The organism is Actinomadura sp. 1N219, from assembly GCF_044326405.1.
Taxonomy (GTDB): Bacteria; Actinomycetota; Actinomycetes; order Streptosporangiales; family Streptosporangiaceae; genus Spirillospora.
In genome coordinates this window covers 66,466-84,574 of record NZ_JBIRAY010000002.1, presented here as the reverse complement: position 1 = coordinate 84,574, position 18,109 = coordinate 66,466, and the positions used below count along the sequence as shown (strand labels likewise).

20 protein-coding genes and 1 riboswitch are annotated in these 18,109 nt (G+C 73.0%); of the genes, 10 read left to right on the top strand and 10 right to left on the bottom strand.

Going from position 1 to position 18,109, the window contains the following annotated elements; translation table 11 throughout:
- Window positions 1–7: 7 nt before the first annotated feature.
- The 4 genes from ACH35V_RS09165 to thiO all read right to left on the bottom strand — a co-directional run bounded on the left by ACH35V_RS09165 (window position 8) and on the right by thiO (window position 3,326).
- On the bottom strand, window positions 8–976 hold the full coding sequence (locus tag ACH35V_RS09165) for a DMT family transporter (protein WP_395971224.1): 969 nt from the start codon (window positions 974–976) through the stop codon (window positions 8–10).
- A gap of 148 nt (window positions 977–1,124) precedes the next feature.
- Window positions 1,125–1,895 (bottom strand): thiazole synthase, encoded by a 771-nt coding sequence (locus tag ACH35V_RS09160; RefSeq protein ID WP_395971223.1) that lies wholly within the window; start codon window positions 1,893–1,895, stop codon window positions 1,125–1,127.
- Window positions 1,896–2,001: 106 nt separating this feature from the next.
- Complete coding sequence (gene thiS, locus ACH35V_RS09155) at window positions 2,002–2,202, bottom strand: sulfur carrier protein ThiS (protein WP_395971222.1); 201 nt, start codon at window positions 2,200–2,202, stop codon at window positions 2,002–2,004.
- Entirely contained in the window at window positions 2,199–3,326 is a 1,128-nt protein-coding gene (thiO, locus tag ACH35V_RS09150; RefSeq protein ID WP_395971221.1) for a glycine oxidase ThiO, read from the bottom strand. Before thiO ends, thiS begins: the two co-directional genes overlap by 4 nt.
- Window positions 3,316–3,430, bottom strand: a riboswitch (TPP riboswitch). It overlaps the preceding gene by 11 nt.
- A 95-nt stretch (window positions 3,431–3,525) precedes the next feature.
- Between thiO and ACH35V_RS09145 the strand changes: the two genes are divergently transcribed.
- The 4 genes from ACH35V_RS09145 (at window position 3,526) to ACH35V_RS09130 (ending at window position 6,214) form a co-directional block, all read left to right on the top strand.
- Entirely contained in the window at window positions 3,526–4,737 is a 1,212-nt protein-coding gene (locus tag ACH35V_RS09145; RefSeq protein WP_395971220.1) for an NAD(P)/FAD-dependent oxidoreductase, read from the top strand.
- Window positions 4,738–4,815: 78 nt separating this feature from the next.
- A complete protein-coding gene (locus ACH35V_RS09140; RefSeq protein WP_131968529.1) occupies window positions 4,816–5,190 on the top strand; it encodes a DNA-binding protein in 375 nt (124 codons plus the stop codon).
- A 119-nt stretch (window positions 5,191–5,309) separates the two neighbouring features.
- The gene (gene thiE / locus ACH35V_RS09135) at window positions 5,310–5,978 is read left to right on the top strand and encodes a thiamine phosphate synthase (protein WP_395971219.1); all 669 of its coding nucleotides are present in this window, start codon (window positions 5,310–5,312) and stop codon (window positions 5,976–5,978) included.
- A gap of 77 nt (window positions 5,979–6,055) precedes the next feature.
- Window positions 6,056–6,214: a hypothetical protein gene (locus ACH35V_RS09130; RefSeq protein ID WP_395971218.1), complete on the top strand. Its 159-nt coding sequence runs from the start codon at window positions 6,056–6,058 to the stop codon at window positions 6,212–6,214.
- A gap of 33 nt (window positions 6,215–6,247) precedes the next feature.
- On the opposite strand, the gene ACH35V_RS09125 is transcribed toward ACH35V_RS09130, so the two are convergent.
- Together ACH35V_RS09125 and ACH35V_RS09120 are read right to left on the bottom strand one after the other, a co-directional pair.
- On the bottom strand, window positions 6,248–7,447 hold the full coding sequence (locus ACH35V_RS09125) for a serine/threonine-protein kinase (RefSeq protein WP_395971217.1): 1,200 nt from the start codon (window positions 7,445–7,447) through the stop codon (window positions 6,248–6,250).
- 271 nt (window positions 7,448–7,718) lie between these two features.
- Entirely contained in the window at window positions 7,719–8,771 is a 1,053-nt protein-coding gene (locus ACH35V_RS09120; RefSeq protein WP_395971216.1) for a polyprenyl synthetase family protein, read from the bottom strand.
- A gap of 159 nt (window positions 8,772–8,930) precedes the next feature.
- Here ACH35V_RS09120 and metF point away from each other — a divergent pair, with 159 nt between their 5' ends.
- On the top strand, window positions 8,931–9,866 hold the full coding sequence (gene metF / locus ACH35V_RS09115) for a methylenetetrahydrofolate reductase [NAD(P)H] (RefSeq protein ID WP_395971215.1): 936 nt from the start codon (window positions 8,931–8,933) through the stop codon (window positions 9,864–9,866).
- Here metF and ACH35V_RS09110 read toward each other — a convergent pair.
- Genes ACH35V_RS09110 through ACH35V_RS09100 form a run of 3 tightly spaced genes read right to left on the bottom strand, consistent with a single transcriptional unit; the run spans window position 9,803 to window position 11,276 of the window.
- The gene (locus ACH35V_RS09110) at window positions 9,803–10,405 is read right to left on the bottom strand and encodes a GNAT family N-acetyltransferase (protein WP_395971214.1); all 603 of its coding nucleotides are present in this window, start codon (window positions 10,403–10,405) and stop codon (window positions 9,803–9,805) included. The genes metF and ACH35V_RS09110 overlap by 64 nt on opposite strands.
- A gap of 48 nt (window positions 10,406–10,453) precedes the next feature.
- Window positions 10,454–10,810, bottom strand: a complete 357-nt coding sequence (locus tag ACH35V_RS09105) for an arsenate reductase family protein (RefSeq protein ID WP_395971213.1) — start codon at window positions 10,808–10,810, stop codon at window positions 10,454–10,456.
- Between the two features lies 1 nt (window position 10,811).
- Complete coding sequence (locus ACH35V_RS09100) at window positions 10,812–11,276, bottom strand: YbaK/EbsC family protein (protein WP_395971212.1); 465 nt, start codon at window positions 11,274–11,276, stop codon at window positions 10,812–10,814.
- A gap of 23 nt (window positions 11,277–11,299) precedes the next feature.
- Here ACH35V_RS09100 and ACH35V_RS09095 point away from each other — a divergent pair, with 23 nt between their 5' ends.
- The 5 genes from ACH35V_RS09095 (at window position 11,300) to ACH35V_RS09075 (ending at window position 17,266) form a co-directional block, all read left to right on the top strand.
- On the top strand, window positions 11,300–12,088 hold the full coding sequence (locus ACH35V_RS09095) for a peptidoglycan-binding protein (RefSeq protein ID WP_395971211.1): 789 nt from the start codon (window positions 11,300–11,302) through the stop codon (window positions 12,086–12,088).
- A 235-nt stretch (window positions 12,089–12,323) separates the two neighbouring features.
- The gene (locus tag ACH35V_RS09090) at window positions 12,324–12,821 is read left to right on the top strand and encodes an SAV_6107 family HEPN domain-containing protein (RefSeq protein WP_395971210.1); all 498 of its coding nucleotides are present in this window, start codon (window positions 12,324–12,326) and stop codon (window positions 12,819–12,821) included.
- A gap of 739 nt (window positions 12,822–13,560) precedes the next feature.
- Window positions 13,561–14,979, top strand: a complete 1,419-nt coding sequence (locus tag ACH35V_RS09085; protein WP_395971209.1) for an aldehyde dehydrogenase family protein — start codon at window positions 13,561–13,563, stop codon at window positions 14,977–14,979.
- 20 nt (window positions 14,980–14,999) lie between these two features.
- A complete protein-coding gene (locus ACH35V_RS09080) occupies window positions 15,000–16,085 on the top strand; it encodes a Zn-dependent alcohol dehydrogenase (protein WP_395971208.1) in 1,086 nt (361 codons plus the stop codon).
- The gene (locus tag ACH35V_RS09075; RefSeq protein WP_395971207.1) at window positions 16,082–17,266 is read left to right on the top strand and encodes a CoA transferase; all 1,185 of its coding nucleotides are present in this window, start codon (window positions 16,082–16,084) and stop codon (window positions 17,264–17,266) included. The genes ACH35V_RS09080 and ACH35V_RS09075 overlap by 4 nt, the downstream gene beginning before the upstream one ends.
- A gap of 123 nt (window positions 17,267–17,389) precedes the next feature.
- On the opposite strand, the gene ACH35V_RS09070 is transcribed toward ACH35V_RS09075, so the two are convergent.
- Window positions 17,390–17,884, bottom strand: a complete 495-nt coding sequence (locus ACH35V_RS09070) for a transcriptional regulator (RefSeq protein ID WP_021597992.1) — start codon at window positions 17,882–17,884, stop codon at window positions 17,390–17,392.
- Window positions 17,885–18,109 lie beyond the last annotated feature (225 nt).

Here is an 18,109-nt window from a genome sequence, read left to right as displayed (position 1 = left end):
GTTCTCATCAGTCGTGAGTATGAGCATCGATGAGCCCGGAGGGTGACCCGGCCGGGGCGGCCGCGGGCTCCTGGGGCGCGGGGCGTCGGCGCAGCGGGCGGGTGCTGCGGGAGACGGCTACTCCGGCGAGGCACAGGAGGCCGCCGGTGAGCGTGATGAGGCCGGGGACCTCGCCGAGGAACAGCCACGACATGAACACGACGAGGGCGGGCGCGGCGTAGGTGGTGGCGCCCATCTTTCCGGCGGACGTCCGGGCCAGGGCGTATCCCCAGGTGGTGAACGCTATGGCGGTGGGGAAGACGCCCAGGTAGATCATGTTGAGGGTCGCTCCGGTGGGGGCGTCGGCCGCCTGGGAGACGAGCTGGCCGGAGAACGGCAGGCAGGCGAGCGCGCCGATCCCGCAGGCGAACGTGGTGAACTGCAGCGCCGAGGCGTGCCGCAGCGCGGGCTTCTGGCTGACGACGCCCGCCGCGTACGTGACGGCGGCGACCAGGCAGAGCAGCACCCCGCCGACGGACGAGCGGCCCTCGCCGGACATCGACAGCCCGACGACGGCCGCGCCCCCGAACGACACCGCCATCCCCGCCATCAGGCGGGGCGGCAGTCCCTCCTTCAGCAGCCAGCCACCGAGGAGCGCGATGAGGATCGGCCCGATGTTGACGACGAGCGCGGCCGTGCCGGCGTCCACCAGCTGCTCGCCCCAGTTCAGGGCGACCATGTACGCGCCGAACCACAGGAGGCCCGCGGTCACGATGCCCGGCCAGGCGGCCTTCGGCGGGAGCCCCTCGCGCCGGACGAGCCACAGCGCGCCGAGCACGACCGTCCCCGAGAGGAGCCGGCCGAGGGCGAGGGCGCCGGGGCTGTACTCGGCGCCGGCGCTGCGGATCGAGACGAAGGCGGACGCCCAGAGCACCACCGTCACCGTGGCGGCCGCCACGGCGAGCCTGTCGACGCGCGCGCCGCTTTCCTGCTGCATGTCAGGCACCTTAGGTATGGGACGTTTCGATCAACACCGAAGCGATGCGCCGGGTTGCGGCGTGCGGGTCCGGGTTCGACGTCCTCAGTCTGGTGGCGCGGACATTTCAGGTCTAGCGAATATTTCTATAGGTGGGGGTTTAGCGCTGCTACGAAGTCGCGATGCCCTCGAAGGGTGAGGACGCCTGCGCGTAGCGGCGCTTCGGGATGCGTCCGGCCAGCCTCGCCAGCCGTCCGGCCTCCACGGCGTGCCGCATCGCGGCGGCCATTCGCGCCGGGTGCTGGGCGCGGGTCACCGCGGTCGCCAGCAGGACCGCGTCGCAGCCCAGCTCCATCGCCAGCGCGGCGTCGGACGCGGTGCCGAGGCCCGCGTCCAGGATGACCGGGACGCCCGCCCGCTCGACGATCAGCTCGATGTTGTGCGGGTTGCGTATCCCGAGGCCCGATCCGATCGGGGAGCCGAGCGGCATCACGGCGGCGCATCCGATCTGCTCCAGCCGCCGCGCCAGGACGGGGTCGTCGTTGGTGTACGGCAGGACGACGAACCCGTCGTCCACCAGTTGTTCGGCTGCGTCGACGAGCTCGATGGGGTCGGGCAGGAGCGTGTGCTCGTCCGCGATCACTTCGAGCTTGACCCAGTTCGTGCCGAGCGCCTCGCGGGCCAGCTTCGCGGTGAGGACGGCCTCGCCCGCGGTGAAGCAGCCCGCCGTGTTCGGCAGCACCCGGATGCCGCAGTCGGTCAGGACGTCCAGCACCGAGCCGCGTGCGGACGGGTCCACGCGCCGCATCGCGACCGTGGTCAGCTCCGTCCCGGACGCGGTCAGCGCCTCGCGCAGGACGTGCATGCTCGGCGCGCCCCCGGTGCCCATGATCAGCCGGGAGCCCAGCTCCTCGCCCGCGATGACCAGTTCGTCCGCCATGTCAGCCTCCCTGGACGGTGTCATTGTGGGGGGACGACCCCCACACCCCCCGGCAGGGGGCTGACCGGCGTATTCCACTCCGCTGGCGCTCCGTTCCATACGCCGGTCAGCCTCCCTGGACGGCGGTCAGGACTTCGAGGCGGTCGGCGTCGCGCAGCGTCGTGGCCTCCCACGCCGAGCGCCGGACGACCTCGTCGTTCACCGCCGCCGCCACGCCGGACGCGGCCCCGGTCACGGACGCGACCGCCTCGGCCACGCTCGCGCCGTCCGGCAGCTCGCGCGGCTCACCGTTGACGATCACCTTCATGAGTGCACCTCGGGGGAGAAGCGGCCGGGCGAGAACGGCTCGGCGACGTCGGGGACGGGCCCGTCCAGCAGCATCGCGGACAGGATGTCGGCGCTGACCGGGGCGAGCAGGATGCCGTTGCGGAAGTGCCCGGTGCCGATCACGAGGCCGGGCAGCGCGGACGGGCCCATCACGGGCGCGTTGTCCGGCGACCCGGGACGCAGGCCCGCCGACACTTCGGCGAATTCCAGCTCGGTGACGCCGGGCAGCAGCTCGCGGGCGTCGCGCAGCAGCTCCCACAGGCCGCCCGCCGTGACGCGCGTGTCGAAGCCCAGCTCCTCCTGGGTGGCGCCGACGACGATCTCGCCGTCCAGGCGGGGCACCAGGTAGACCGACGAGCCCTTCACCATCCCGCGCGTGGACCGGCCGATGAACGGCGTCCGGGTGCGGAGCCTGATCACCTGCCCCTTGACGGGACGGACGGGTGGAACGGTCCCGGGCGGCACGCCGCCGAGATCGCCCGACCAGGGGCCCGCCGCCAGCAGGACGCGGTCGGCCCGGAGCGCCGTGCCGTCGTCCAGCCGCACCCCGACCGCGGTGTCGCGCTCGACGACGATCTCCGCGGCCCGGCGGCGGACGAGCCGGACGCCGAGCTTCTCACCTGCCGCGAGCAGCGCGGGGGCCAGGCGGCGCGGGTCGATCGAGCCGTCCTCGGGGGCGAGCAGGCCGCCGCGCACGCCCGGCGCGAGCATCGGCTCAAGGCGGCGGCACTCCCGTCCGGTCAGCGCCTCGACGGGGACGCCGAGGGTCTCCTGGAATCGGCGCAGGTCGTCCAGGTACTTCAGGTCGTCGGCGTCGAAGGCGACTTCGATGATCCCGTCCGTGCGGTAGCCGGTCTCAAGGCCGGTCAGCTCCTCCAGTTCGGCGACGAACGAGCCGTACCGGTCGCGGGACGCGAGGCCCAGCCGCAGCAGCGGCTCCTCGCCGTAGGTCAGCTCGCTGACCGGGGTGAGCATGCCCGCCGCGACCGCCGTCGCGCCGCTCGCGGGCGCGGGGTCGACCAGGGTGACGGCGGCGCCGCCCGCGGCGGCCCGCCAGGCGGTGGCGAGGCCGATGACCCCGCCCCCGACGATCACGATCTCCATGCGCGCTCCCTTCGCCGGCATGATCCGGATCAGGTCGTGGCGGTCGGCGGCCCGTTCCAGCCGCCCTCTCAGCCCGGTCGCACCGGACTCCCGCGCTTTGTGCTGTTTTACCCGCTCCCCACCTTACGACCCCCTGAGCTGTGGGCAACTGTCTGGACAGCCGTCCAACGTGGGAAGGCCGCCCGTTAGGGTGATTCTCATGGAGAGGGTGGTCGTCGTGGGCGGCGGGCTCGGCGGGTTGCGAGCCGCGGAGTCGCTGAGGGGCAGGGGGTACGAGGGCGCGCTGACCCTCGTCTCGGCGGAGCGGCATCCGCCCTATGACCGGCCGCCGCTGTCGAAGGCCGTCCTCGCGGGCGAATCCGACGACACGACCGTCGACGCCGACTGGGACGCGCTGCGCTGCGACCTGCTGCTCGGCGAGCGCGCCACCGGCCTCCGCCTGGACGCGCGCGGCGGCGTCATCGCGTCCACGGCGGGCGAGCTCGCGTTCGACGGGCTGGTCATCGCGACCGGGGCCGTCCCGATCACCCTGCCGGGGGACGGGCCCCAGCACGTCCTGCGCACCGTCGAGGACGCCCGCGACCTGCGGTCCCGGCTCACCGAAGGCGCCCGGATCGTGATCGTCGGGGCGGGCTGGATCGGCGCCGAGGTCGCGACGACCGCCGCGAAGAAGGGCTGCGAGGTGACCGTCGTCGAGGCCGCGGACACGCCGCTCGCCGGCGCGCTCGGCCCCGAGGTCGGCGCGCTCACCGCCCCCTGGTACGCGGAGGCGGGCGTCGAGCTGCGCACCGGCGTCAAGGTCGCCGAAGTGCGGGACGGCGGTCTCGTCCTCGCCGGAGGCGCCCGGATCGACGCGGACGAGGTCGTCGTCGGCATCGGCGTCCGGCCCGATCTGTCGTGGCTGGACGGCTCCGGGCTGCTGCTGGAGCGGGGCGTGGTCACCGACGGCTCGTTCCGCGCGTACGTGGGGGAGGAGGAGCCGGGCTCCGTCCGTCCGGACGTCGTCGCGGTCGGCGACTGCGCGGCCTGGTGGTCGGCGCGGTACGGGCGGCGCCTCCTCGTCGAGCACTGGGACACCGCCCTCAACGCCCCCGACGTCGCCGCCGCGTCGCTTCTCGGACAGGAGGCCGTGTACGACGCCGTCCCGTACTTCTGGTCCGAGCAATTCGGGCGGATGGTGCAGTACGCGGGGAACCACGCGGCGTCCGAGCGGATCGTCTGGCGCGGCGACCCGTCCGGCCGGAAGTGGACGGCCGCGTGGCTGACCGGCGACCGGCTCGACGCGGTCGTCGCCGTCGACCGGCCCCGCGATCTGGTGCAGGCGAGGCGCGTCATCGCGGCGGGCGAGCCCGTCGACGCCGGCGCGCTCGCCGACCCGGACGTGCCCGTCCGCCAGGCCGTTCGCGGATAGCGATCGCCGCCGGCACGTAACGGCTGTGCAGGGGGTTTGAGGGTTCCGATGGCGTGGTAGCAAGGGGGCGTGACGCAGATGCACGCAACCGTTGACAGCGCACTGGACCCCCGGACCGACGCCCTCGCGGGCGAGTGGCTCTCCCTCAAGGAGGCCGCCGGACGACTCGGGATCAAGCCCAACCGGATCAAGCAGCTCATCAGCGAGCACCGCCTCCTGGCCGTGCGCCGGGAGGGCGAGCCCATGGTGCCCGCCGCGTTCATCAAGGACGGTCAGGTCATCAAGGGCCTGCCCGGCACGCTGACGCTCTTGTCGGACGCGGGGTTCGACGACGTGGAGACCGTCCGCTGGCTGTTCACCGCCGACGACACGCTGCCCGGCACGCCCGTGGACGCGCTCACCGAGAACCGGGGGACCGAGGTCCGCCGCCGCGCCCAGGCCCTCGCGTTCTGAGCCGTCCCCACCGGCTTTGACCGTCTGAACGTCTGACACGATCGCGGGGTCGCGCGCGCCGGGACGGAACCGCCGCGCGCGGCCCCGCGAACCCATTTCCGGAAGGACGTCTCCCCGCCGTGTCCAGGCATCTCCCGACCGAACGCGCCGTCGCGCTGCGCGCCCGGCTCAGCCGCGCCCGCCTCTACCTCTGCACCGACGCGAGGGAGCGGCAAGGGGACCTGCCGGACTTCCTGGACGCCGTCCTCGCCGGCGGCGTCGACCTCGTCCAGCTCCGCCAGAAGGGCCTGGAGGCCCGGCAGGAGCTGGCCTACCTGGAGATCTTCCGGGCGGCGTGCGAGCGGCACGGCGCGCTGCTCGCCGTCAACGACCGCGCCGACGTGGCGCACGCCGCCGGCGCCGACGTGCTGCACCTCGGCCAGGACGACCTGCCGGTGGACGCCGCCCGCGAGATCGTCGGCGGCGACATGCTGATCGGCCGGTCCACGCATTCGGACGAGCAGGCGTCGGCGGCCGCGACGGAGCCGGGCGTCGACTACTTCTGCGCCGGGCCGGTGTGGCCGACCCCGACCAAGCCGGGCCGTCCCGCGCCGGGCCCGAAGCTGCTGGAGTACGTCGCGGCGCAGCGCGTGGCGCGGCCGTGGTTCGCGATCGGCGGCATCGACCTCGGCAACCTGGGCGACGTCCAGGCCGCGGGGGCGACCCGCGCCGTGGTGGTCCGGGCGATCACCGAGGCGGACGATCCGGGCGCCGCCGCGGCGGAGTTCGCCCGCCGCCTCGCCGCCTGACCCCGCGCCTTTGATCTTGTCGTGGTTTGACCCGGATCACAGTGCGACCCGGTCCGCGATCGCCCACAATGGGGATCATGAGCGTGGGACCCGACGACGACCGGCCGGTCGAGCTGGACGAGGACCTGGAGATCCTGCCGGACCAGACGTCCGACGACACCGACACCGGCTGGGGCGAATGGCGCGGCGACGCCGACGACTCCCGCCTGCTCGAGGACCGTCCGCCGCACTGGTGAGGCAGGGCTGGACCTTCAGAACAGCATGCCCCTTCAGAACAGCATGCCGAGGACGAAGCCGGAGACGACGACGGCCGCGAGCGCGACCATCATCCGCCACCGGTAGCGCGGGATGCGCGTCGGCCGCGGTTTCGGCATCGGTCCCTGCCCTTCGCGGAGCGCCCGGACGATCTGCGACGCGGTCGGCCGGGCGGCCGGGTTCTTGTCGAGGCAGCGGGCGGCGAGGTCGCGCAGCGGCCCGCCGAGGTCGCCGAGGTCGGGGCTGCGGGACGTGACCCGCCGCATCACGGCCGCGCTCGACCCGGTGCCGAACGGCGGGCGTCCCGTCGCGGCGTACACCATGGTGGCGCCCCACGCGAACACGTCGGCGGGCGTCCCGACCGGCTCGTCCTCGATCTGCTCGGGCGCCATGTAGGCGGGCGTGCCGACCGGGCCGGTGGTCACCGGGGTGGCGTCGGCGATCCGGGCGATGCCGAAGTCGATGACCTTGGCGCCGTCCGGGCCGAGCAGCACGTTGCCGGGCTTGAAGTCGCGGTGCACGATGCCGGCGCGGTGGATCGCGGCGAGCGCCGCCGCCGTCCGCAGCGCGAGCTTGCGGAGCTTGGGCGCGGGCAGCGGGCCGCGGTCCTGGACGACGTGCTGGAGCGCCGGGCCCTCGACGAACTCGCTGACGATGTACGGGCGGTCGCCGGTCATGTCGGCGTCCAGGACGCGGGCCGTGTGCCGTCCCGCCACCCGCAGGGCCGCGTCCGCCTCCTTGACGAAGCGGCTGCGCGCCCGCTGCCCGGCCGCCACGCCGCCGCGCAGCAGCTTGACGGTGACGAGCTCGCCGTCGCCGTCCCGGCCGAGGTAGACGACGCCCTGGCCGCCCTCGCCGAGCCGTCCGAGCAGCGTGTATCCGCCCAGGCCGCGGGGGTCGTCCGGGCCGAGCGGGGCGCCGGGCCGCTTGCCGCGCGCCGTCCGCGCGGCGCCGCTCCGGCAGTCGGGGTCGCTCTGGCGGTCGGGGTCCGATCCGGCGGCGGCCTGGCGGTCGGGGCCGGAACGGGGCTGCGCCGGGCGGGCCGCGGCAGGGCGCGCCTTCGCCGGACGGCCTGGTTCCTTCGCCGGACGGCCCGGTTCCTTGGCCGGACGGCCCGGGTTGCCCGCGTGGGCCTGGCCGGGCCGTCCGGGACGGGCGGCGGCGCTGCGCGCGGGATGGGGGCTCGTCCTCCCGGGGGAGGTGTCGTGCGGCACTTGGGGGGCTCCGACTCGGCGGGGACGGACGAAGATCTCCTTATTTGTACCGTGTCGCCGGGGATTCCGGCAGTGGAACCGCGATCTTCGGCCCCCGGACTGGAACGTGCCGACGCCGCCCACCTGCTGCGCGCGGGCGCCCCCGTGCTCCGTGCGGGACGGCCACCGGCTCCGTGCGGGACGGCCGCAGGCTCCGTGCGGGACGGCCGCAGGCTCCGTGCGGGACGGCCGCAGGCTCCGCGCGGGCGGCCGCAGGCTCCGCGCGGGGCGGCTACATGCTCCGTGCGGTGGCCGCGACCGCGAGGCCGGAGAGCGCGTGCCGGGCCTCGGCGGTGATCGGCGCGGAGCGGAGCGCCTCCTCCGCCTCGCCGAGGTAGCGCTCGATCATGGCCTCGCAGGCGGCGAGCCCGCCGGTCTCCTCGATGATCGCGCGCAGCTCGTCCACGCCGGGACGGTCGAGGCCGGGGTCGCCGAGGCGCCGCCGCAGCGCCGCGGCCTGCGCCTGGGAGGCGCGCTCCACGGTGAGGGCGATCAGCACCGTCCGCTTGCCCTCGCGCAGGTCGTCGCCCGCCGGCTTGCCCGTCTCGCCCGGGTCGCCGAACACGCCCAGGACGTCGTCGCGGAGCTGGAAGGCGATGCCGAGGGGCAGGCCGTAGCCGCTGAGCGCGGCGATCACGTCCGGGCGGGCCCCGGCGAGCGCCGCGCCGAGGTGCAGCGGACGCTCGATCGTGTACTTGGCGCTCTTGAACTCCACCACGCGCAGCGCCGTGGCGACGGACGCCTCGCCGCGCGTGCCCTCCAGCATGTCGAGGTACTGGCCGCACATCACCTCGGTGCGCATCAGGTCGTAGACGTCCCGGCCGCGCCGCCTGCGGTCGCCGTCCAGCCCGCAGGTCTCGAACATCTCGCTCGACCAGGCCAGGCACAGGTCGCCGAGCAGGATCGCCGCGCCCGCGCCGTACGCCTCCGCGTCGCCGGGCCACGCCTGCGCGCCGTGCAGCGCCTCGAACCGGCGGTGGACGGACGGCTGCCCCCGCCGCGTGTCGCTGGAGTCCATCACGTCGTCGTGGATCAGCGCGCTGGCCTGCAGCAGCTCCAGGGACGCCGCGGCCCGCACGATGGCCTGGCCGTCCTCGCCGCCCGCGGCGCGCCATCCCCAGTAGCAGAACGCCGGACGGAGCCGCTTGCCCCCGCCGAGCAGCGCCTCCAGGGCGGACAGCAGCGGTGCGAGGTCGTCGCTGATGGTCAGCAGGGGCGGGCGCTGCCGGTCGACGAAGGCCAGGAGCGCCTCGTCGACCTCCTTGCGGATGAGGCTGGTCGACATGCCGTGATCGTATCCACCTGGGAAGTTTCAACCGTCCGCCGGAAACGTGAGAAGTCCATAGATCTTCGGAAATGTGGGCATAACACCCGTTCGCTGTGCGGAGCATCACTCCTTTCGGCGGTCCCGGACGCGTCCCGGGGCCTTCTGTAGGCTTGGGGAATGCCACGCCTGCGCCCAGACCGTCCTCCCGCCGTCCGAGAGCTGCTGGCCTCCGGCGCCAAGTCCTTCTCGTTCGAGTTCTTCCCGCCCAAGACCGACAAGGGCGCCCGGAACCTGTGGCGCACGATCCGGGAACTGGAGCCGCTGCACCCGACGTTCGTGTCCGTGACCTACGGCGCGGGCGGCGGCACCCGCGACAAGACCGTCGACATCGTCGAGCGGATCGCCACCGACACCACGCTCACGCCCGTCGCGCACTTCACCGCCGTGGACCACTCCCAGGCCGAGCTGCGGCAGCTGATCGGCCGGTTCGCCTCCGTCGGCGTCCGCAACATCCTCGCCGTGCGCGGCGACCCGCCCGGCGACCCGATGGGGGAGTGGGTCAAGCACCCCGACGGCGTCGAGTACGCCGCCGACCTCGTCCGGATGATCCGCTCCTACGGCGACTTCAGCGTCGGCGTCGCCGCGTTCCCCTACAAGCACCCGCGCTCGCCCGACATCGAGAGCGACACCCGCCACTTCGTCGACAAGTGCCGCGCCGGCGCCGACTACGCGATCACGCAGATGTTCTTCCGCGCCGAGGACTACTTCCGGCTCCGCGACCGCGTCGCCGCCGCCGGCTGCGACGTGCCGATCCTGCCCGGCATCATGCCGGTCACCCAGATCAGCACGATCGAGCGGTCCGAGCAGCTGTCGGGCGCGCCGTTCCCGCCCGAGGTCAAGGCCCGGTTCGACGCCGTCGCCGACGACCCGGACGCCGTCCGCCGCCTCGGCATCGAGCACGCCGCCGGCCTGTGCCAGGAGCTGCTCGACCAGGACGCGCCCGGCATCCACTTCATCACGTTCAACAAGTCCACGGCGACGCGCGAGGTCTACGGGCTGCTCGACGCGGGCGCGTACGGGGCCAACGGCAGGGTCCCGCCCATGACCGCGTAGCGGGGGCCGCCTCCGGGGAACGCGAAGTCCGTCAGCAGATCGACCATGCCGACGGAACGGTAGAGCGTGCGGGCCGGCGTGTCCGGCCGCCGGTCCAGCGTCGACAGCACCACCGTGCGCTCCGCCCTGCCCTCGCACAGCGCGTTCAGCAGCGCCCGGCCGAGACCCCTGCCCTGCGACTCCGGGTGGACGTGCAGCTCCGCGACCTCGAACGTGTCCTCCAGCCACGCCTCCGCGTGCTCCGGCCCCTCCAGATCGGTCAGCGCCTGGACGACGACGTCATGCCACCACTGCCCGCGCGCCCCGTGGAACCCGTACGCGAACCCCTGCACCGGCCCCGCCAGGACGGGCAGCGCCCCGCGCCGCTCCACCACGAACGCCCGGAAACCCGGATACGAGGCATGCCGCTCCATGATGGTGTGGCGGCCCGGAAGCTGCTCGTCCGGCGGGTCCATGGTGGCCGCGTAGACGTCCAGCATGGGGCCGAGCCTGCGCAGGAACGCGCGCTCGTCGATCTCGCGGAGCTTCGGGTCCCTCACCCGACAGAGAGTAGACCGGGCGGTGCCCCGACGTATGACGAAAGCTGATCACGGACGTCCGGCGCCGAGGGCGATGCGCACGGACGCGTCGTCCCGCGCCACGACGGCGGTCTCGCCGGTCAGGACGATCGGCCGCTGGATCAGCACCGGGTTCGCCACCATGATCTCGATCCAGCGGGCCCGGTCGTGCGCCAGGTCCTTGAGCCCGAGCTCCTTCGCCTTCGGCTCGTTGAGGCGGGCCACGTCCCACGGCTCCGCGCCGATCCGCTTCAGCACCGCGTCGAACTCGTCCGCCGTGGGCGGCTCGTCCAGGTAACGGCGCTCGGTGTACTCGACGCCCGCCTCGTCCAGCGCGGCCTTGGCTGCGCGGCTCTTCGAGCAGCGCGGGTTGTGCCAGAGCTCCATGTCATCCCACCTCCGCCGGGGCGCCCCCGGTGATCCTCAGCAGTTCCTCGTACGACGTGGGGAAAACGGTGTGCGGATGCCCGCCCGCGGCCCAGACCTGGTCGTACTTGTCCAGCCAGACGTCCACGAGCGTACGGATCGGCGCCGGATGCCCCAGCGGCGCCACACCCCCGATCGGCTGCCCGGTCGCCTCCCGGACGAACTCCGGCGTCGCCCGCCTCACCTTCGCCGCCCCCACCAGCGCCGCGATCTTCACCGTGTCGACCCGGTGCGCGCCGCTCGTCATCACCAGCAGCGGCGCCCCGTCCGCGTCGAACACCAGGCTGTTGGCGATCGCGCCCACCTCGCAGCCGAGCTGGTCGGCCGCCGCCTGCGCCGTCGGCGCGGACTCGGGCAGCTCCACGACGGCCCCCGCCGCTCCCCGGTCGAGCAGCGCCTTTGCCACGATTTCGGTATTCGGATGCATGGGTAGCACTTTAAGGTCAGCTCATGCGAGGGAGACCGATCGACGTGCGGACGAGCGCGGTTTTGCTGACCGCAGCCCTTTTCCTGACGGCCTGCAACGGGACGAACGAGGCGGCCGGCCCGCCGACGACGCCGGTCGCCAAACCGACGACGCCCGCGCCGCCCGCCACGCCGACGCCCACGCCCACGCAACGCAAGCTGAAGCCGGGCGCGAAGGGCGACGACGTCAAGGCACTCCAGCGCCGCCTTAAGGAACTGCGCTACGACCCAGGCAAAGCGGACGGGAAGTACGGGACGTCCACCCAACTGGCCGTGTGGGCGTTCCAGGCAGTGAACCGCACGAAGCAGAAGGGCACGCTCGACAAGTCGTTCTGGGAGGCCCTGGCCAACCCCTCGCAACCGCGGCCGATGGCCAAGAAGCGCGAGAAGGACCGCGTCGACGTCGACCTGAAACGCCAGTACCTCGTCCTTTACAAGGACGGGCAGCCGCGTCTCATCACGCACATCTCGTCAGGCTCCGGTGAGTACTACTGCGCCAAGGACCGCGGCGCCAAGGTCCCCCGCTGCCGCTACGCCAGCACGGGCACGGGCGACTTCCGTACGGGACGCCGCGCCTCCGGCTGGGAGACCTCGCCGCTGGGCCGCCTCTACAACCCGATCTACTTCAACGGCGGCATCGCCTTCCACGGCGCCCTGGACGTGCCCAGATACCCCGCCTCGCACGGCTGCGTCCGCCTGCCGATGCACATCGCCGAGTACTTCCCGGACCTCCTCGGGACGGACGTCCCCGTCCATGTCAGGCGGCCCGGCTGATCATCGTCGCACCCCTCTGACCTGCGGGATGCGACACCCATTCGAACACGTTGACGAATCGGCGTCAGGGCGGTTTACTGGGTTGTGCGTCGAACTTATGTTCGACGTGGTGCGGGACTCGCGGCCCGTGCCAGGGCGACGTCCCCGCCGGAGCGCAGCTCCGGCGGGACGGACGGCCGGGCGGAGTGAGGGGAAGCTCTCCGCCCGGCCGGCCCGAGCCCGGAAGGAGGCAGAAATGTCCGGAACGATGACCGCACGCGGCGTCCACGCCGCCGCCCAGTCCGTCCCACCGCCGAGCCCGCGCCGCCGTCCGATGCCCGCACCACGCCCGGCGCACACGGCCGCCGGCCAGCTCCACGCCGCCCGCATGGGCCTCGCCGAAGCGGCCGAGGCCACCTCGCCCGCCGTCCGCTACGTGTGCGCCCACCTGGCCGCGCTGCGCGCCGCGGCCGCGGTCCTGGCGTCCAAGGAACCCCTGGAGACCCACCGGCGCGGCCGTCCGCGCAGCGTCTGGGTCCTGCTCCCGGAGGCCGAGCCCGCCCTGCGCGAATGGGCCGCCTTCTTCGCCGCCGGCGCCGACAAGCGCGCCGCCGCCGAGGCCGGCCTGCCCCGCGCCGTCACGCCGCGCGAGGCCGAGGAACTCCTGCACGACGCCGACGTCTTCGTCACCCTCGTCGAGGACACCCTTGGCGTCACCAGCCAGCCGACCCTGCCCATCCCCGAAGCCAGCTGACCCCCTCCCGAGGCCGTCCCCCTCCCCGGGACCGCCTCCCGGTGGCCGGGGCCGCCAACCGGCCGCCCCGGCCACCGCCAACCCCAGCCGATCGCGCCGGCGGCGGCCGCACCTCCCCCCGAGCCGGCCCCACCGGCGCGATCCCCACCCCCTCCGCCCACCGCCAGGCGGCGGCGGCTTCGCCATGCGCGCGGCAATACGCCGACCGCCCGCACGCTCGCGCGCGCCGACCCGGGCCCTCGCGCCAGCCCGGGCCCCTCGTCACGGTCCGGCTTCTCGTCACGACCAGGCCCTCGTGCTGGCCCGGCCCCTCGTGCTGGCCCGGCCCCTCGTGCCGGCCCGGCCCCTCGTGCTGGCCCGGGCCCTCGTGCTGGCCCGGGCCCTCGTGCTGGCCCGGGCCCTCGTGCCGACCCGGCCCTCGTGCCGACCCGGCCCCTCGTGCTGGCCCGGCCCCTCGTGCCGACCCGGGCCCTCGTGCTGGCCCGGGCCCTCGTGCTGGCCCGGCTTCTCGTCACGGCTAGGCCCTCGTCACGGCCCGGCCCCCTCCTCACGGCGTGGTTCTTCGACGCTCCGGCCGATATCGCTGGTCGCGGAAGTTGTTCCTCAAGGTCGTGCGGGGGATGGTGGGTGGTGCCCTGGTGCCTGGTGCAGCGTCTGTGGCGGCTATCAGGGGGCCGGGGGAGCCGGGCGGGGTGGGGGTGTCGTATTCATAGAACCTGCCGACATGTGAGGAGTCGCCGTGCACGACCGAGATGTGCTCTACATCGGTGGAGAGTGGACGAGTCCGAGCGGCAGCGGGGTCATCGCCGTCGAGAACCCCGCGACCGAGGAGACCTTCGGGACCGTGCCAGAAGGGACGGCGGAGGACGTCGACCGGGCCGTCAGGGCCGCGCGGGACGCGTTGCCGGCGTGGTCGGCGACGTCCTGGAAGGAGCGTTCGGAGTATCTCGGACGGCTGCACGACGCCCTCGCGAGCCGCGAGGACGAGATCGCGCGGACGATCGCGAGCGAGGTCGGCACGCCGATGCGGATCGCGTCCCGCATCCAGGCGAAGCTGCCGCAGACGGTCGTCGCCGGATACGCCGAGCTGATCGCCGGTGGCGTGCCGGACGAGCGCGTCGGGAACTCGCTGGTGGTGCGGGAGCCCGCGGGCGTCGTCGGCGCGATCACGCCGTGGAACTACCCGCTGCACCAGATCACGTGCAAGCTCGCGCCCGCGCTCGCGGCCGGGTGCACGATCGTGATCAAGCCGAGCGAGCTCGCGCCGCTGGTCGCCTACCTGCTGCTGGACGCCGTCCACGAGGCCGGGCTGCCCGCGGGCGTCGTCAACCTCGTGCCCGGGTACGGGCCGGTCGTGGGGGAGGCGCTGGCCGTGCATCCCGAGGTCGACATGGTGTCGTTCACGGGGTCGGTGCGGGCCGGTTCGCGGGTCGCGGAGCTTGCCGCCGGGACGATCAAGAAGGTCGCGCTGGAGCTGGGCGGCAAGTCCGCCAACGTCATCCTGGACGACGCAGACGTGAAGACCGCCGTGAAGGTCGGCGTCTCCAACGCGTTCCTCAACGGTGGCCAGACGTGCACGGCCTGGACACGCATGCTCGTCCATCAGGACCTGTACGAGCAGGCCCTGGAGTTGGCCAAGGGGTTCGCGGAGGGGTTCGCGCCTGGGGATCCGCTTGAGCCGTCCACGAAACTGGGTCCGATGGTGTCCCGCGCGCAGCTGGAGCGGGTGCGCGGCTTCATCGACACCGGCGTTTCGGAAGGCGCGCGCGTCGTCACGGGCGGTAGCGGCACGCCGGACGGGTTCGACCGCGGGCACTACGTCGCGGCCACCGTTCTGGCCGATGTCGACCAGGACGCGACCGTCGCGCAGGAGGAGATCTTCGGGCCGGTGCTGTCGGTCATCCCGTTCCGGGACGAGGACGAGGCGCTCCAGATCGCGAACAACTCCCGTTACGGTCTCGCGGGGGGTGTGTGGGCGGCGGAGAAGGACCGGGCGCTGGCGTTCGCCCGCCAGGTCAAGACGGGGTCCATCGACGTCAACGGCGGCGCGTACAACCCGATGGCGCCGTTCGGCGGGTACAAGCAGTCCGGGCTCGGCCGTGAGATGGGACGGTTCGGCCTCGACGAATTCCTTGAGACGAAGTCCATCCAGCTCTGAACCCAGGAGGAGACCGTCCCATGGTCAAGGCCGTCGTCGCCACGGAGCCGGACGCCCCGCCGCGGGTCCGCGAGATCGAGCTGCCCCCGGTCGGTCCGGGGGACGTGCGGGTCCGGGTGGCGGCGGCCGGGGTGTGCCACTCGGACCTGTCGATGATCAACGGCACGCTCGCGCCGAAGTTCCCGCTCGTCCTCGGCCACGAGGCCGCGGGGACGGTGGCGGAGGCAGGCGCGGACGTGACGAAGGTGCGGCCCGGCGACCGGGTCGTGCTGAACTGGGCCGCGGCGTGCGGCGAGTGTTGGTTCTGCGGCCAGGACGAGCCATGGCTGTGCAGCGCCGTTGAAGGGGCTGTGAGCCCTCCGTCCGGCGCGACGCTGGACGGCGAGGACCTGTACGCCTGTATGGGCGTCGGTGGTTTCGCTGAAGAACTGGTGGTGCCCGAACGTTCTGTGGTGCCTTTGCCTGCGTCCGCGCCGCTCGACCTAGGCGCGCTGCTGGGTTGCGCCGTGTTGACAGGTATCGGAGCCGTCCGCAATACCGCGCAGGTCCGGGAAGGGCAATCGGTACTCGTCATCGGTCTCGGCGGTATCGGGTTGTCGGCCGTCATGGGCGCGCGCCTCGCCGGAGCCGGGACGATCATCGCCGTCGACCGGGGCGCGGAGAAGGAGGCGCTCGCCAGGGCGGCGGGCGCGACGCACTACCTGGAGGGCGACCCCAAGCTGGCCAAACAGGTCCGCGCCCTGACGGGCGGACGCGGCGCCGACCACGCCTTCGAGTGCGTCGGCAAGGCGGACCTGATCCGGACGGCCTGGCAGTCGGTGCGCCGCGGCGGGCAGTGCACCGTCGTCGGCGTGGGGGCGCGTGACGACGCCGTCACGTTCAACGCGCTGGAGCTGTTCCACTTCAACCGGCGGCTGACCAGCTCGGTGTACGGGTCGTCCGACCCCGACCGGGACGTCCCGCCGCTCGCCGCCGAGATCGAGGCCGGACGCCTCGACCTGTCGACGCTGGTCACCCACCGCATCGGCCTGGACGGCGTCGCCGCCGCGTTCGACCGGATGCGGGCCGGGCAGGGCGCGCGGTCCCTCATCGAGATCGCCCCATGACCGCGGGGCCGCTCGCCGGGCTGCGCGTGGTCGAGCTGTCCAGCTTCGTCGCCGCGCCGCTGGGCGGGATGACGCTCGCCCAGCTCGGCGCGGACGTGATCCGCGTCGACCCGGTGGGCGGCGGCCCCGACATCGACCGCTGGCCGCTCGCCCCGTCCGGCCGCAGCCTGTACTGGGCGGGGCTGAACAAGGGAAAGCGGTCGGTCACGGTCGATCTCCGCTCCTCGGAGGGACGGGAACTGGTCGCCGGTCTCATCCAAGAGGCCGGTGTGGTCCTGACCAACGCACCGCCACGCGAGGGACTCACGTACGAAGCCCTGCGGCAGGCGCGTCCGGACCTGATCCACGTCCAGCTACAGGGCCGCCGGGACGGGGGCAACGCCGTCGACTACACGGTGAACGCCGCCTTGGGGTTCCCGTCCATCACGGGCCCGTCCGACCAGGCGGCCCCTGTGAATCACGTGCTTCCCGCCTGGGACATCGCCTGCGGTCTTTACCTGGCCATCGGCCTACTGGCCGCCGAACGGCACCGTCTGCGCACGGGCGAGGGCCAGAGGATTCGCGTCGCGCTGCAGGACGTCGCCTTGGCCACGGCCGGGAACTTGGGCTTTCTCGCTGAGGCGCAGCTAGGCGAGGCGCGTCCGCGCATCGGCAACAGTGTCTTCGGCGACTTCGGACGCGATTTCGCTACGGCCGACGGGCGCGTCATGGTCGTCACCCTTACGCCGCGTCATTGGCGCGACCTGGTGGACGCGACCGGCCTAAGCGAGGTGACCGCCGCACTGGAACGCGCCCTCGACGCCGACTTCAGCCGTGCCGGCGACCGCTACACCTACCGGGAGGCACTCGGGGGTGTGCTCGCGCCTTGGTTCGCGTCCCGCACGTGCGAGGAGGTCGAGGACGGGTTGAAGGACACGTCCGTCCTGTGGTCCCGCTACCGCGGCCTTGCACAACTCACCCGGGAACTGCCCGCAGAACCCCTAATGTCCCTCCTGGACCAACCGGGCATAGGCCCTCACCTGGCCCCAGGCTCCCCGCTACGGCTCGGTGAGGCGTCTCTACCGCCCAGCCCTGCCCCGACCTTGGGCGGACACACGAACGAGGTTCTGAGGGACGTCCTGTCCCTGCCGCCCGACCGAATCGAGGAACTACGCGCCCGGAAGCTGATCGGGGGGCCGTGACGACGGCGGGGAGGAGCGGGCCGTGACGACGGACGCGCGGAAGTGGCCGTGACGACGGCGGCGCGGGACGGGGCCCGGTGCGGTGCCGGGCCCCATCGCGGTGGTGCTGATCTAGCAGAACTGTCAGAACGACTCGACGGCGCGGCGCGCCTCCGGGTCGAGCACGCCCCAGCCGATGAGCTCTTCGGTCAGCTCGGTCGGGGACTTGTCATAGATGACCGCGAGTGAACGCAGGTCTTCCTGGCGGATGGACAGGACCTTTCCGTTGTAGTCGCCACGCTGGCTTTGAATCGTCGCGGCGTAGCGGGCGAGAGGACCGGCCTTGTCTTTCGGAAGCTGCTGCAACCGCTCTAGATCGATCACGAGCTTTGGTGTAGGCCCGAGCGGGCTCGGCGCGGCTCCGCCGGGCAGCAACTCGGATACCGGCACGCCATAGAAATCGGCGAGCTCGGCCAGCTTCTGAACGGTGACGGCGCGGTCGCCCCGCTCGTACGAACCCACGACGACGGCCTTCCAGCGGCCACGTGACTTCTCTTCCACGCCGTGCAGGGACAGGCCCTGCTGGGTGCGGATGGCGCGCAGGCGCGCGCCGAGAGCCTTTGCGTATTCAGACGGCATTCTGGCCCCCCAGGCTCACTTTCATCGTCGTCGGACCCCGGCTCTCGCCGGAGGGGGACCGATTCTCGAGGCCATTGGGCCTCAGGAGTCCGCCCCCGGGGATGGTTACGGACAGTGACGGTAAAACGGGGAGGGCCCCAGGTCAAGCTGATTGGAAAAAAGCGGTCGAATCCGCAGGACTCGATCCGGGCGGCCGGATCGTCCGCAGGCCCCTCAGGCACGGCG